Annotated in this window: 13 protein-coding genes and 1 pseudogene; 2 read left to right on the forward strand and 12 right to left on the reverse strand. The window is 71.6% G+C overall.

The genetic code is table 11. The annotated features are described in order from the left end of the window. Nucleotides 1-100: 100 nt before the first annotated feature. From BLU42_RS15435 to BLU42_RS15450, 5 genes and pseudogenes are all read right to left on the reverse strand, one after another. A complete protein-coding gene (locus tag BLU42_RS15435; protein ID WP_091076187.1) occupies nucleotides 101-1015 on the reverse strand; it encodes a carbohydrate ABC transporter permease in 915 nt (304 codons plus the stop codon). Further along, nucleotides 1012-1938, reverse strand: coding sequence for a carbohydrate ABC transporter permease (locus tag BLU42_RS15440; RefSeq protein ID WP_091076190.1), 927 nt, complete (start codon nucleotides 1936-1938; stop codon nucleotides 1012-1014). Before BLU42_RS15440 ends, BLU42_RS15435 begins: the two co-directional genes overlap by 4 nt. After that, nucleotides 1938-2111, reverse strand: coding sequence for a hypothetical protein (locus BLU42_RS21175; RefSeq protein ID WP_197680459.1), 174 nt, complete (start codon nucleotides 2109-2111; stop codon nucleotides 1938-1940). Before BLU42_RS21175 ends, BLU42_RS15440 begins: the two co-directional genes overlap by 1 nt. 119 nt (nucleotides 2112-2230) lie before the next feature. Next, nucleotides 2231-3313: pseudogene (locus tag BLU42_RS21180) on the reverse strand (extracellular solute-binding protein). A 60-nt stretch (nucleotides 3314-3373) separates the two neighbouring features. Further along, the gene (locus BLU42_RS15450) at nucleotides 3374-4606 is read right to left on the reverse strand and encodes a glycoside hydrolase family 76 protein (RefSeq protein ID WP_091076194.1); all 1233 of its coding nucleotides are present in this window, start codon (nucleotides 4604-4606) and stop codon (nucleotides 3374-3376) included. Nucleotides 4607-4875: 269 nt separating this feature from the next. Between BLU42_RS15450 and BLU42_RS15455 the strand changes: the two genes are divergently transcribed. After that, complete coding sequence (locus BLU42_RS15455) at nucleotides 4876-5874, forward strand: LacI family DNA-binding transcriptional regulator (RefSeq protein ID WP_091076198.1); 999 nt, start codon at nucleotides 4876-4878, stop codon at nucleotides 5872-5874. An 11-nt stretch (nucleotides 5875-5885) separates the two neighbouring features. Here BLU42_RS15455 and BLU42_RS15460 read toward each other — a convergent pair whose 3' ends face one another. From BLU42_RS15460 to dnaK, 7 genes are all read right to left on the reverse strand, one after another. Then, nucleotides 5886-7124 carry a DUF2786 domain-containing protein gene (locus BLU42_RS15460; RefSeq protein WP_091076202.1) on the reverse strand — a complete coding sequence of 413 codons (1239 nt, stop codon included), beginning with the start codon at nucleotides 7122-7124 and terminating at the stop codon, nucleotides 5886-5888. 114 nt (nucleotides 7125-7238) lie between these two features. Continuing rightward, a complete protein-coding gene (locus BLU42_RS15465; protein ID WP_091076206.1) occupies nucleotides 7239-8258 on the reverse strand; it encodes an LLM class flavin-dependent oxidoreductase in 1020 nt (339 codons plus the stop codon). A 74-nt stretch (nucleotides 8259-8332) separates the two neighbouring features. Beyond that, nucleotides 8333-9286 (reverse strand): DNA polymerase domain-containing protein, encoded by a 954-nt coding sequence (locus tag BLU42_RS15470; protein WP_091076209.1) that lies wholly within the window; start codon nucleotides 9284-9286, stop codon nucleotides 8333-8335. Nucleotides 9287-9506: 220 nt separating this feature from the next. Next, nucleotides 9507-9950, reverse strand: a complete 444-nt coding sequence (locus BLU42_RS15475) for a heat shock protein transcriptional repressor HspR (RefSeq protein WP_091076212.1) — start codon at nucleotides 9948-9950, stop codon at nucleotides 9507-9509. Between the two features lie 71 nt (nucleotides 9951-10021). Continuing rightward, nucleotides 10022-11203: a molecular chaperone DnaJ gene (gene dnaJ, locus BLU42_RS15480; RefSeq protein WP_091076216.1), complete on the reverse strand. Its 1182-nt coding sequence runs from the start codon at nucleotides 11201-11203 to the stop codon at nucleotides 10022-10024. A gap of 37 nt (nucleotides 11204-11240) precedes the next feature. Further along, entirely contained in the window at nucleotides 11241-11945 is a 705-nt protein-coding gene (gene grpE, locus BLU42_RS15485; protein WP_091076219.1) for a nucleotide exchange factor GrpE, read from the reverse strand. Further along, entirely contained in the window at nucleotides 11942-13822 is a 1881-nt protein-coding gene (gene dnaK, locus BLU42_RS15490) for a molecular chaperone DnaK (RefSeq protein ID WP_091076221.1), read from the reverse strand. The genes grpE and dnaK overlap by 4 nt, the downstream gene beginning before the upstream one ends. A 278-nt stretch (nucleotides 13823-14100) precedes the next feature. On the opposite strand from dnaK, the gene BLU42_RS15495 reads away from it, so the two are divergent. Next, a complete protein-coding gene (locus BLU42_RS15495) occupies nucleotides 14101-14631 on the forward strand; it encodes a DoxX family membrane protein (RefSeq protein WP_157720002.1) in 531 nt (176 codons plus the stop codon). Nucleotides 14632-14647: the final 16 nt, after the last annotated feature.

Here is a 14647-nt window from a genome sequence, read left to right on the forward strand (position 1 = left end):
TCCTCGGGTAGGCGTGCGGACAGGGTCCGGGGTGGGGTGGACGGGTGACCAGCAGTCTGGTCGGCCACCGTCCGGGTCGGGCAGGCGGGAGGTCGGCCGGTCAGCCCTTGAGCCCGCCGGCGAAGCTGAAGCCGCCGCCGAGGGCCTTCGAGAGCACGCCGTACAGGGCGATGATCGGGACCGTGTACAAGATCGAGAACGCGGCCAGCTGGCCGTACGCGACGGCGCCGTAGGAGCTGAAGAAGGTGTAGATGCTCACCGAGGCCGGCTGCTTCTCCGGGCTCTGCAGCAGCACGAACGGGATGAAGAAGTCACCCCACTGCTGCACGAAGACGAAGATCGACACCACGGCCAGGCCGGGCGCCATGAGCGGCAGCACGATCGAGCGCAACGAGGAGAACCACCCGGCGCCGTCGGTCCAGGCCGCCTCCTCCAGCGACACCGGGACGCCGTCCATGAAGTTCTTCATCATCCAGATGGCGAAGGGCAACGACGTCGCGCTCATGAAGAGCACCGTGGCGACCCGGGAGTCGGTGAGGGTGAAGGTCGCGAAGAGCACGTACACCGGCACCATGACGGCCGTGATCGGGAGACCCGTCGAGAAGACGATCGTGTAGAGGAACGTCTTGCGGAACCGCATCGAGTAGCGCGAGAGCGGGTACGCCGCGAGCGCCGAGCAGAGCACGGTGAGCACGGCGGTGCCGGCCGACAGCAGGAACGAGTTCAGCAACGGCGTCCACAGCGTCTCCGGCGTCATGACGGCGATGAAGTTCGACAGCGTCCAGGTGCCGCCGAGCTCCACGGTCAGGGCCGAGTCAGCGTGCAGCGAGCCGAAGAGCAGCCACAGCATCGGGCCGAGGAAGGCCAGCACGACGAGCAGCAGCGCGAGGTGAGCGAGGATCCATGCGGGCAGCCGCCGCGGCGAGGTGATGCCGAGGGCACGGGCACGGCGCTCCACGACCGCGTTGCCCGGTCCTGTCGAAGGGCCCGGACGAGCACCGACCACCGCGGTCATCGCTCGTCCACCGAGACGAACTTGAGGTAGATCATCGAGAAGATCGCCCCCACGGCCAGCAGCACCAGGGCCATCGCGGTGCCGTAGCCGAGGTCGTAGAACTGGAACGCCTGCTCGTACATGTAGATCGGCGTCGTCGAGCTCGCGTCGCCCGGTCCGCCGGCGGTGAGGACGTAGATCAACGTGAACACCGCCAGGGTCTGGAGCGTGATCAGCATGAGGTTGGTCAGGATGGAGCGCCGGATCAGCGGGAGGGTGATCGACCACAGCCGCCGCCAGCCGCTCCCGCCGTCGACCGAGGCGGCCTCCTCGAGCTCGGGCGGGATGTCCGAGAGCGCCGCGGAGTAGACCATCATCGAGAAGGCCGTGCCCCGCCAGACGTTGGTGAGGATCACGCCGAACATCGGGAGCGTGTAGAGCCAGTTCTGGCTGAAGCCCGCCCAGCCGAACCAGGAGTTCAGCGAACCGTCCGGGTTGAGGAAGGCGTACCAGCAGAAGGCCGCGACGATCTCCGGCATCACCCAGGCGCCGACGACCACGAGGGAGACCACGGTCTGCGTCACGCGGTGCCGGTGGCGCAGCAGGAGGGCGATCAGCAGGCCGAGGGTGTTCTGGCCGATGACGGCCGAGCCCACCACGAACACGACCGTGAGCACGATGGAGTGCCAGAACGTGGGGTCGGCGACCATGCGGGAGAAGTTCGCAAGGCCGATGAACTGCGCGTCGGCGGCGCCGGCGCCGGACAGCGACTGGTTGGTGAAGGCGGTGTAGACGCTCCACACGACGGGTCCGGCGAAGAAGAGCAGCAGCAGGACGACGGCCGGCAGGAGGGGCAGCAGCTTGGCCGCCGTGCCCGGTCCTCGGTGGCGCCGCCCGGCGGGCGCCAGCGAGGCGCCCGGCGGGACGGTGAGGGTGGCCGCCATCAGGCGGTGGTGGCGGCGTCCGCGCCGACGACCGCCGTGACCGTCTTCTGGTACTGCGCGAGCGCCTGGTCGACCGGCGCCTGGCCGGTCATGACGGTCTCCATGGTCTGCTGGATCGCGTCCGAGACCCGCGGGTACTTCGAGTAGGCCGGGCGGAAGTGGGTGTACTGCACGAGGTCGGTGAAGGTCTTCGCGAACGGGTCCGACTCGAGGTAGGCCGGGTCGGAGGAGACGTCCTTGCGCTCGGCGATCTGGCTGGCCGAGGTGTCGTACGCGAGCGTGTTCTCCTTGTTCAGCGCGGTGCTGATGAAGTCCCAGGCCGCCTGCGGGTTCTTCGACTTGGCCCGACCGAGAGCAGCCAGCCGCCCGACATGCTGGTCGCGCCCGGCGCCTCGCCGTTCTGCGTCGGCATGGCCGCGACGCCGAGGGTCTTGCTGTAGTCCGCCCACGGCTTGGCGCCGTCCTTCTTCCACGTGCTCGTCTGCCAGGAGCCGTCGAGCGCGATCGCGACCTTGCCGCCCGGGATCAGCTCGGTGCTGAGCTTGGTGCCCCACTGCGGGTCGAGCGCGTCCTGCGGCTTGGGCGCCAGACCCTCGTCGAAGACGGTCTTGAGGAAGGTGAAGGAGGCCGTCAGCCCCGGCGAGGAGGTGACCCACTTCTTCGACGCGTCGTCGTAGAGCGTGCTCTGCGTGCCGTAGAGCAGCATCTCCAGGCCCTGCATCGTCGAGCCCTCGCCAGCGCCCTTTCCCGAGTAGATGTTGAAGGGCAGGACGTCCGGTTCCTTGGCCTTGATCGTCCGCGCCGCGGCGAGGATGTCGTCCCAGGTCTTCGGCTGCCAGTCGGTCGGTAGGCCCGCACCAGCGAAGAGGTCCTTGTTGTAGTAGAGCGCGCGGGTGTCGGTGCCCATCGGGATGCCGTAGATCTTGCCGTCCGCGCCCTTGCCCGCGCCCTGCGCCGACTCGGTGAACTGGCTTCAGTCGGACCACTTCGAGGTGTAGTCGTCGAGCGGGGCGAGGTAGCCGGCGTCGATGTCGGAGTTGACGAGGAAGGTGTCCTCGTAGAGGACGTCCGGCGCGGTCGACGGCGTCCGGTTCATGAGGTTGAGCTTGGTGTAGTAGTCGTTCTCGTCGGCCTGGATCGGGTTGAGCTTCACGGTGACGCCCGGGTGCGCGGCCTCGTACTCGGCCTTGACCTTGGTCATGTGGGAGTCCATCTGGGTGAACGCCCCGAACTTCTGGTACGCGACGGTGATCGTCTTCGGCGCGTCGCCGCCGGACCCGCCCGAGGCGGACGAGCCGGCGGACGAGCAGGCGGGCAGGGCGCCGAGGGCGACGGCGAGCGTGGCGGCGACGAGGGTGGTGCGACGGGAGATCATGTGCTGCTCCTGGCGGGGTTCGGCGGTGAACGGGGTCTGCGGGCTCGTGACGCGGACGCGTCAGTAGAGGAGGCGGTAGCGGCTGCGGGGCCAGGCGAGGACGGCGTAGACCTGGGTCATCGCGGCCTGCTGGATCATCTGAGTGGTCCCGGGCGCCGTCTCCTGATCGAAGAGGAACAAGCCGGTCGCGTCGTCGCGCTGGTGGCGCCAGACGTGGTCCGCCCAGGCCTCCATGGCCTTGCGGTACGTGCTCCGCCCCCTGGCCGCGTCGAGCAGCAGCAGGTTCTTGAAGTAGATCGAGTTGAAGAACGGGGGCTGCTTCTCCAGCGGGTGGTCGCTGCTGTCGAACCAGCGGGCCGCGGCGTCGGCGATCCGCTCGGCCTCGTCGAGGTGGCGCCGCTTGCCGGTCTGCGCGTGGAGCAGGACGTTCACGCCGACGGGGACGCCCTGGTTGTAGGACCAGACGGTGTCCTCGACCTCCCCCGTGAGGCTGAGGTGGTCGTCGTAGAGACCCGAGTCGCGCTGCAGGTGCTCGTTCGTCCAGCGGTACGCCCGCAGCGCCCAGTCGCGGTAGCGCCCCTTGCCGGTGATCCGGTGCAGGCGCAGCCCGAGCTCGGCGGCGGGCATGTTCGAGACCGTGTTGCGGTCCTGGCTCCACGCCGCCTGGGCCCAGAAGAACCCGCCCGGCGCGGCGTGGCTGTCGTCGTCGTCCCAGGCGGAGACGACGAGGTCGAAGATGCGCTCGGCGTCCCGCAGCGCCGCGCCGTCGCGGTCGGCGCCCATCAGGTGCTGCTGGACGTCCTTCAGCCCCACCCACTCGTTGTCGTCGTAGAAGATGTCGCCCGCCTGCGCGCCGTAGGGCGGCGGCGGGTAGGACCCGTAGCCCGGCAGGCCCGTCGTCCCCTTCTCGACCCGGTAGTGCCGCTGCGCCCGGACGTGGTCGCGCAGCGCCGCGTCGTAGCGGCGACCGACGCCGGCCATCCCGGTGAGGTCGAGCGCCGCGACGTGGGCCTGGGAGAAGGGCCACTCGTAGGAGTACGGATTGTCGTTCGACGCGCTCGGGTGCTGCTCGCGGTAGAGGCCGGAGCCGTCGTCGGTCCGGAAGTACGTCTGGAGGGCCCGCCAGCTCTGCTCGGCGCGGCTCCGGCTCGAACCGTCCGGGCGCGGACCCGAGCGGGTGCTGGGAGCCGCGGACGCCGCTGTCGTGGAGGCGGGCAGCAGCGCGGCAGCGCCGAGGCCGGCGGCCCCGACCACGAAGCCGCGGCGGGAGACGTTCCTGCGGGGGTGCGTCATGGGCTTCCTCTCGCCGTCGAGAAGCCGCCGACGACGGGAGGCGGAGGTCCGCGGGCCCGCCTGCTGTCATCGACGAATGGAAACGTATCCAAAACTACTTTGGAAACGTATCCACGGACGCCCTTCCTCGTCAAGAGGTCGATACGATGCGGCTCGGCAGGCGCTGGCCCACGAGACGGCTCGGCGCTCCGGGCGGCGGACGGAAGGGGCGCGACGTGTCGGTGACCGGTCAGCCTCGGGCGGAATCGGTCGAGCCTCTGGTCCCGACGATGCGCGACGTGGCCGAGCGTGCCGGCGTCGGGCTGGCGACGGTCTCGCGCGTGGTCAACGACGCCGGGTCGGTCCGTCCGGCGACCGCCGAGCGCGTGCGGGCCGCCATCCTCGAGCTCGGCTTCCACCGCGACGAGGTCGCCCGGGCCCTGCGGCCGGGCCAGCACTCGCGCACGGTCGGCCTGCTGCTCGGCGACCTGACCAACCCCTTCTACGCGACCCTTGCCAAGGCGGCTGTGGCGGCGGCAAACGCTCAGCGGTTCGCCGTCGTGCTGAGCACGGTGGACGAGGACCCCGAGGTCGAGCGGCAGGCGATCGCCGAGCTCGTCGGGCGCCGGATCGCCGGGCTGGTCATCGTGCCCGACCAGGGCGACTACCGGTTCCTGCGCGACGCGACGGGACGCCGGCCGCTGCCCGTGGTCTTCGTCGACCGGCCGAGCAACGGCGCCGACGGGGACAGCGTGGTGCTCGACAACGAGGGCGGCGGGCGGATGGCGACCACCCACCTCCTCGCGCACGGCCACCGTCGGGTCGCCGTCCTCGTGGCCCCCTCCTACTGGACGACCGGCCGCCGGCTCCGCGGCTACCGCCGGGCGCTGCGCGACGCCGGCGTCCCGGTCGACGAACGGCTGGTCGTGACGTTGCGCCAGGGCACGCCGGGCGAGGCCGAGGCGGCGACCCGCGCGTTGCTCGCGCTGGAGGACCCGCCGACCGCCCTCTTCTGCACGACCGGGTTCCTGGCGGAGGGCGCGATCCGCGCGATCGGGCCGGCCACGGGCTCGGTGGCGGTCGTGGGCTTCGACGACGTGCCGCTGGCCGACCTGCTGCCGGTCCCGCTCACCATCGTCGCCACGGACGCCGAGCGCCTGGCGGAGACCGCCGTCGAGCTGCTGCTCGCGCGGGTGTCCGACCCCTCGTCACCGCCGGCCAAGGTCGTCCTCCCGGTGCGGCTGCTCCAGCGCGGGAGCGGGGAGGTCCTCGGTCCCCTGGCGGGCTGACACCGGGGACCTCAGGCGGGTATCCCGCCGGCGACGAACGTCGCCCGGTCGGCCGCCGCCCGGCCTGCCTCCCAGCCGCGTACGTCGACCTGCGTCGACCCGCCCTGCCGGACCGCGGGGAACTGCCGGTCGAACTCGGCGTCCACCGCCGCCGCCTCGCGCTGCAGCAGCGGCACGAGGTCGGTGCCGTAGGTGGCCGTCGTCGCCCGGTCGGCCTCGCGCAGCCGCTCGCCCACCCGGGTGGCGTACGCGAGGAGGAACGACCGCCGGAAGGTGGACGACCGCGAGGACGAGCCGTCGCGGTGGCCGCTCTCGGCCATCGCCCGCGTCGCCTGGATCAGCAGCGAGGTGAAGAGCAGCTCGGTCTGGTCGACGTCGGTCGGCGTGCCCACCAGCACGGCGAGGTCGTACTCGGTGACGAGCACGGTCCGGCACCGGTTGGCCCGGGCGACCGCGTGCAGCAGCGTCGCCTTGACGGTCGCGTACGGGGACGGCAGGAGCACGCGGCGTGACGCGACCGGGACCTCGTCGTGCTGGCGGCCGCGGAGCAGCGCCTCGTCGACGGCGTGCCGCGTCATCAGCTCCTGGGCCTTCGCGGTGAAGGTCTCCGCCTCGGCGGGGTGGTCGGTGGCCTCGGCCTTGGCCAGCAGCCCGCGGATGCGGTTCAGGAGCCGGTCGCGGCCGGTCGTCGAGGCCTGCGCGTCGGTGGCCGGCGGAGGACCCGAGGCCGGGCTGCGTCCCCACTGCGACGGGGTCGGCCCGAGCGGGTCCAGCGGGCGGAGCCCCGCCAGCAGCTTGAGCAGCAGGAGGAGGTCGACGAACGTCCGGATCTGCGTGCTGGTGCCGGTTCCGGGGTCCACCGGTCGCCACCGCGTGCCGGGCGAGAAGTCCGCGGGGGCCAGGTCGGCGAGCTGGTCGCGCCAGGACTGCGGGGCCCGAGCCGTCGCCCCGCTCGCGGCCGCCTGCACCGCCACCATCGTGCGGACGTGCACAGCCGTCCGCGGGCTCGTGCTCGCCGCGTGCACCAGGTCGCGCGGCTCCCACCCGGTCTCCCACGCCCCAGCGACCCGGGCGCTCAGCTCGTCGACGAGCAGCTGCTCGACGCGCCTGACGAGCTCCGGGTCACGCCCCCGGACCGCGTCGGCGACGAGGAGCCGCACGTGGTGGACGCTCGAGCGGGCGACGGCCCGGCTCCAGGTCTGCAGGAGCACGTATGCCTCGTCGGTCCGCTCGGCGTCGCTGTTCGGCATGGCGTCAGGATGCCGGAGCCAGCTGACACTTCCTGGCGTCACGAGGCGAGCGGACGCAGAAGACCCGGCCGCGTGGTCGCGGCCGGGTCTCCGACGTGTCGTGCTGCCGAACGGTCAGCGCCAGCCGAGGGCCGGGGCCAGCTCCTTCACGACCGACTCGAGGACGTGCAGGTTGTAGTCCACGCCGAGCTGGTTGGGGATGGTCAGCAGCAGGGTGTCCGCCGCGTCGACCGCCTCGTCCTCCTTGAGGTCCTGGACCAGGTCCTCGATCTCACCGGCGTACGTCTTGCCGAACCGCGCGTTGCCGCCGTCGAGGAAGCCGACCGAGTCCTGGCTGCGGGTCTCGCGACCGAAGTAGGCGCGGTCCATGTCGTTGACGATCGGGAAGACGCTCCGGCTGACCGAGACGCGCGGGGTGCGCTCGTGGCCGGCGGCCTTCCACGCGTCGCGGAAGCGCTGGATCTGCTCGGCCTGCAGCTGGTGGAAGGGCACGCCGGTGTCCTCGGTCAGCAGCGTCGAGCTCATCAGGTTCATGCCCTGCTCACCGGCCCACTCGGCGGTCGCGCGGCTGCCCGCGCCCCACCAGATGCGGTCGCGCAGACCCGGGGCGTGCGGCTCGAGCGGCAGCAGGCCGGGCGGGTTCGCGAACATCGGGCGCGGGTTCGGCTGGGCGAAGCCCTCGCCCTTCAGCACCTCGAGCAGGATCTGGGTGTGCTCGCGGGCCATGTCCGCGGAGTCCGTGCCCTCGCGCGGCACGTGGCCGAAGTAGCGGTAGCCGTCGATGACCTGCTCGGGCGACCCCCGGCTCACACCGAGCTGCAGCCGCGAGTTGCTGATCAGGTCCGCCGAGCTGGCGTCCTCGGCCATGTAGAGCGGGTTCTCGTAGCGCATGTCGATCACGCCGGTGCCCAGCTCGATGGTCTTGGTGCGCGCGCCCATGGCGGCGAGCAGCGGGAACGGCGAGGCGAGCTGGCGCGCGAAGTGGTGCACGCGCACGTACGCCCCGTCGACGCCGATCTCCTCCGCCCCGACGGCGAGGTCGATCGTCTGGTGCAGGACGTCCGAGGCCGACCGCGTCTGCGAGTGCGGCGACGGGTTCCAGTGACCGAAGGACAGGAAGCCGATCTTCTTCATGCACGCTCCAACGTTGGTTGAATGCTAAATCTTCCCACGGCTGGCGACTCCGCGCCAGCACTCGGCCGCCCTCGTCAGGAGCCGGCCTCGCGCTCGGCCCGGCGGCGCCGCTTGCCGGCGTGCATGGCCGCGACGCGGGCGACCGGGATCTCGTACCCCTCGGCGACGAGGTCGTCCGGCAGGCGCTGGGACTCGGGCATCAGGTCGCGCCAGGGGTCTCGCCCGTCCAGGAGCCCCGCGGCGTTGCGCACGGTGAAGTCGGCCGGCGCCACGTCGTCGAGGTCGTCCCAGGCGACGGGGAAGGAGACCGGCAGCCCGGGTCGCGCCCGCGGGCTGTACGCGGCGACGACGGTCGCGCCGCCGGAGCGCGTCGAGTCGAGGAAGACCTTCCCCTCGCGCTCGTCCTTCACGTACGCGGTCGTGGCCAGCGCCGGGTCGGCCCGTTCGGCACGCGCCGCGAGTGCGCGGCTGGCCGCTGCGGCGTCCCAGACCGGTGCCCGGTCGAGCGGCACGAACACGTGCAGCCCCTTGGCGCCGCTGGTCTTGACCACGCCGGTCAGGCCGGCCTCGGCGAGCGTGGCGCGGACGAGGTGCGCCGCGGCGACGACCGCCGCGAAGCCCGACCCCTCGGGCGGGTCGAGGTCCATCACCAGGAAGTCGACGTGCTCGGGGTCGGCGAGCCGCACCAGCGGCACGTGCAGCTCGACGGCGCGCTGGTTGGCGAACCACAGCAGCCCGCGCCGGTCCTCGACGACGGCGTACGCGACCTCGCGCTTGGACGCCTCGGACCAGGTCGTCTCGCGGCGCAGCCAGCCGGGCGCGTACTTCGGCAGGTTCTTCTGCATGAAGGGCTCGGAGCCGGGTCGCACCCGGACGACGGACAGCGGGCGGTCGGCCAGCCCGGGCAGGAGCTGCACGGACACCGCGTCGAGGTGGTCGACGAGGTCGCGCTTGGTGACGCCGGCTCCGTCGAACAGCTCGTCGTCGAGGTGGCTGAACGCCACGCCCTCGCGCTCCTCGCCGGCCATGCCTCAGTATCCGCCAGACCCCCACCGCCAACCCCGGGTGGGAACCTATGCGCGCACAGGTTCCCGTCACTGCGCCCACGCTGCAACCTGGGCTCGGTGTCCGCAACGTATGCGCGCACAGGTTCCCGACGAAGCCGGTGCGAGCGGAAGTGGGAGCCGCAGACCCAGCAGGGGTATGCGGCTCACATCGAGGACGAGACGGCGGGCCGGAACAGCAGGCTCAGCGTGGGCCGATCGCCCGCGGGGCGCGCCAGGGACGGTCGGCGCCCATCTGGACGCCGCCGGCGGGGTCGGCGGTGAAGACCCGGCTGCCGGGCGGGGCGCTGCGAATGAGCTGGAGCAGCTGGGTCAGGTCGCTGACCTTGGCCCGCAGGTCGTCGATCTCGTCCTGCATCGCCAGCACGCGCCGGATGCCCTCGAGGTTGACGCCCTCGTCCTGGCTCAGCCGCTGCACGAGCCGGAGCCGGGCGACGTCGCGGCGCGAGTAGCGCCGGCCGCGCTTGGCCGTGCGGCGCGGCACGACCAGGCCCATCCGGTCGTACGTCCGCAGCGTCTGCGGGTGCATGCCCGCGAGCTGTGCGGCCACGGAGATGACGAACACCGGCGCGTCGTGGTCGATGTGGCTCGGGACGTGGTGGGACTCCGCCCCCGGTCCTGCCGTCATCGCTCCTCCTCCGCGCCGGTGTGTCGTCGGTCAGTTCGTGCGGTCGTGCCGGTCGTTCGTACGGCCGGGCGTCAGCTCGTTCGCGCGAACAGCTTTGCGCGTGGGTTGCCGACGCCGACCGCCTCGCCGTACGAGGTCAGCGCCTCGCGGGCCTGGTCGTTCAGCGTCTGCGGCACGACGACCTCGACGGTGACCAGGAGGTCGCCCCTGCCGCCGTCGCGCTTGCTCACGCCCTTGCCGCGCACCCGGAAGGTCCGCCCGTTGGGCGTGCCCTGCGGGACGCGCAGCGTGACGGGCGCGCCGTCGAGCGTGGGCACCTCGATCTCCGCACCCAGCGCCGCCTCGTTGAACGTCACCGGGGCGGTCAGGGTGAGGTTGTCGCCCTTGCGGCCGAAGACGGCGTGCTGGCTGACGTGGACGACGACGTAGAGGTCGCCGGCCGCGCCGCCGTTCTCGCCGGCCCCGCCCTTGCCCTTGAGCCGGATGCGCTGGCCGTCGGTGACGCCCGCGGGGATCCGGACCTGCATGGTGCGGGTCGATCGCGCACGGCCGGAGCCGTGGCAGACCGGGCACGGGTCCTCGACCACCATGCCGCGACCGCGGCAGTCGCGGCACGGCTCGGTGACGGCGAACACGCCGCCGGAGGCGGAGGTCTGCATCCCGCTGCCCTCGCAGGTCGGGCAGACCTTGGGCACCGTCCCGGCCTTGGCGCCGGTGCCGTGGCAGGCGTCGCAGGCGGCGTCGGAGACCATCTGCATCGGCACCGTGACCCCGTTGATGGAGTCCGTGAAGTCGACGGTCACCTCCCCCTCCACGTCGCTGCCCCGGCGGGGGCCCCGGCTGGCGGAGTAGCGCTGGGTGCGCGCCTGACCGCCGCCCTGGCCCCCGAAGAGCCCGCCGAACAGGTCACCCAGCCCGGCGTCGCCACCGCTCGCGTTGCGGAACAGGTCCTCCATGGAGGGACCGGCACCGCCCGAGCGCTGCCCGCCGGCCCCGGGGAAGCGGAAGCCGCCGCCGCCGAAGAGCCGTCGGGCCTCGTCGTACTCCTTGCGCTTCTCCGTGTGGGAGAGCACGTCGTTCGCCTCGGAGACGTCCTTGAAGCGCTGTTCCGCTGCCGGGTTGCCGGGGTTCTGGTCCGGGTGGTTGTCCCGGGCCAGCTTGCGGTAGGCCTTCTTGATCTCCTCGGGCGTGGCGTCCTTGGAGACGCCCAGGACCTTGTAGAAGTCCTTCTCGATCCAGTCCTTGGTGCTCACTGTCCGCCCTCCCTTCGCTCAGAGATCGTGCTGCTGCTCAGGCCTGCTCGGCGTCGCCGGGCCGGTCGTCCGCCGTGCCGGTCGGCTCGTCGGTAGTCACGTCCTGCGCCGGCGCCGCCGGGGCGGAACCGTCGGGCTCGGCCACCGCGACGCGGGCGGGACGGATCACCCGCTCGCCGACCCGGTAGCCGGGCTGCAGGATCTCGACGCAGGTCGGGCCGGTGACGTCGGGCGACAGCGAGTGCAGCAGCGCCTCGTGGACGTGCGGGTCGAAGGTGTCGCCCTTCTCCCCGAACGCGACGAGACCGTGCTTGGCCGCCACGCCCGAGACGGCGTCGCCGACGGCCTTGAAAGCGCCGGTCAGCTCGCCGTGCTCTCCCGCCGAGCGGATGTCGTCGAGCGCGGGGAGCAGGTCCTTGAGGACCGACTCCACCGCGGTCTTGCGGGACACGTCACGGTCCCGGTCGACCCGGCGCTTGTAGTTGACGTACTCGGCCTGGAGCCGCTGCAGGTCAGCGGTCCTCTCGGCCAGGGCCGTCTCCAGCTCGCTCACGCGGGTGTCTCTCTCTGTCGGCTCTTCGGTGCTCGTGGTCTGCGCCGCCGGGCCCCCGGGGGCGGGAGCCGCGTCCTGCGGCTCCCGCACCTCGTAGGTGTCCGGGTCGATGCGCCGCCGGTCCCGGATGGTCGGTCCGGCCTGCTCGCCCCGGTCCGCGCCCTCGCGGTCGCCCTGGTCAGGGCTCACCGCGACGTCCCGGTGCTGCTGTCGTCGTCGACGATCTCGGCGTCCACGACGTCGTCGTCAGCGGCGCCGGTGGCACCGTCCTGCGATCCGCCGGCCTGGGCGCCGTCGGTGGGCTCACCCTGCTGGGGCTGCGAGGCCTGGGCGGCCGCGTACATGGCCTGCCCGAGCTGCGCGGCCGCGGTGTTGAGCTTGTCGACCGAGGACTTCACCGCGTCGTCGTCCGTGCCCTCGAGCGCGGTCTTGACTTCGACGATGGCCTCCTCGACGGGCTGACGCGTCGAGTCGTCGATCTTGTCGGCGTTCTCGCTGATCAGCTTCTCGGTGCGGAAGACCAGGTTGTCGGCCTCGTTGCGCAGCTCGACGGCCTCGCGACGCTTGCGGTCCTCCTCGGCGTGCGCCTCGGCCTCGTCGACCATGCGGCTGATGTCGTCCTTGCCCAGCGCCGACCCGCCCGTCACCGTCATGGACTGCTCCTTGCCGGTGGCGAGGTCCTTGGCGTGGACGTGCACGATGCCGTTGGCGTCGATGTCGAAGGCCACCTCGACCTGCGGCACGCCGCGCGGGGCCGGCGGCAGGCCGGTCAGCTCGAAGTTGCCGAGGGACTTGTTGTCGCGGGCGAAGTCACGCTCGCCCTGGTAGACCTGGATCATCACCGACGGCTGGTTGTCGTCGGCCGTGGTGAAGACCTCGGACCGCTTGGTCGGGATCGTCGTGTTGCGCTCGATGATCTTGGTCATCACGCCACCCTTGGTCTCGATGCCGAGGCTCAGCGGGGTGACGTCGAGCAGCAGGACGTCCTTGACCTCACCCTTGAGGACACCGGCCTGCAGGCTGGCACCGAGGGCGACGACCTCGTCGGGGTTGACCGACTTGTTCGGGTCCTTGCCACCGGTCAGCTCCTTGACGAGCTCGGCGACGGCGGGCATGCGGGTGGAGCCACCGACCAGGATGACGTGGTCGATCTTGCCGATGCTGATGTTCGCGTCGGAGATCACCGCGTTGAACGGCGTCCGGCAGCGGTCCAGCAGGTCGGCGGTCAGCCGCTGGAACTCGGAGCGCGTGAGCTTCTCCTCCAGGTGCAGCGGGCCGGAGGCGCCGAGGGTGATGTAGGGCAGGTTGATCGAGGTCTCGCTCGCGCTCGACAGCTCGATCTTCGCCTTCTCCGCGGCCTCCTGGAGGCGCTGCTTGGCGATCTTGTCCTGGCTGAGGTCGGTGCCGTTCTTGTTCTTGAACTGCTTGACCAGCCAGTCGACGATCCGGGAGTCCCAGTCGTCGCCGCCGAGGCGGTTGTCGCCCTTGGTGGCCTTGACCTCGAAGACGCCGTCGCCGATCTCCAGCAGCGACACGTCGAAGGTGCCACCACCGAGGTCGAAGACGAGGATGGTCTGGTCGGCGCCGCCCTTGTCGAGGCCGTACGCGAGCGCGGCCGCGGTGGGCTCGTTGATGATGCGGTCCACGGTCAGGCCCGCGATCTCGCCGGCCTCCTTGGTGGCCTGGCGCTCGGCGTCGGAGAAGTACGCCGGGACGGTGATGACCGCGTTGGTGACGGACTCACCGAGGTAGGCCTCGGCGTCGCGCTTCAGCTTCTGCAGCACGAAGGCGCTGATCTGCTGCGGACGGTAGGTCTTGTCGTCGATCTTGGTCGTCCAGTCCGTGCCCATGTGGCGCTTGACCGAACGGATGGTGCGCTCGACGTTGGTGACGGCCTGGCGCTTGGCGACCTCGCCGACCAGGACCTCGCCGCCCTTGGCGAAGGCGACCACCGAGGGCGTGGTGCGCGCGCCCTCGGCGTTGGGGATGACGGTGGGCTCTCCACCCTCGAGCACGGCGACGACGGAGTTGGTCGTCCCGAGGTCGATGCCGACTGCACGAGCCATGGTGTGTGTTCCTCCAGGTGGGAAGTGGTCTTTCGGTGCTGCTGGGACTCGATCCCGGGTCGCCCCGGTGGTCCTTGAGTGCACCTGGCTCAACTATGCCACCGCGGCGTTCATTCCCTCAATCCGGGTTGAGTCCTCGGGGCTCAACCAGGGTGCCACCCCGGCTCGGCGCGTACGCGCCCGCTGCGCCGCCCGACGTGGCCGCGGCGTGGCTGACGGCCCACGACACGCCTGCTGACTAGCGTGAACGCACCACCCCCGGACGCCTGGAGGCCCCCGTGAGTCGCTTCGTCGCCTTCTGCCGCCACGTCGCGCTGCTGGTCGCGCGCCTCGGTCTCGGCGGGATCCTGCTCCTGCACGGGGTGAACCGCTGGCAGGCCGGCATGGCCTCCCAGGCCGAGTACCTCGCCCAGTTCTCGACGCCGTACGCCCTCTACGCCGCGTACGGGGCGACGACCTTCGAGATCGTCGGCGGGCTGTTCCTGCTGCTCGGGGCGCTCACCCCGCTCGTCGGGCTCGGAGTGCTGGTCCAGCAGGTCCTCACCGTCGTGTGGACCAGCTGGTACAAGGGTCCGAACCTGCTGAACAGCGACGGTTCGTACCACGGCGGCTTCGAGTACTCGGTGGCCCTGGGCATGCTCGGGCTGCTCTTCCTCGTCTTCGGCGGCGGCGTGGTCAGCCTCGACCGGGTCTTCGCCCGCAAGAAGCCGACCGAGGCCGAGGAGGAGCCGCAGCCCGCGGACGCGGACCCCGCGACGGCCCCGGCGCCGGCACCGTCCGAGAACACGTTCTTCTCCGCCCGCCCCTGACGTCGGGCACCGGCGC

This window comes from Microlunatus sagamiharensis (assembly GCF_900105785.1).
Lineage (GTDB): Bacteria > Actinomycetota > Actinomycetes > Propionibacteriales > Propionibacteriaceae > Microlunatus > Microlunatus sagamiharensis.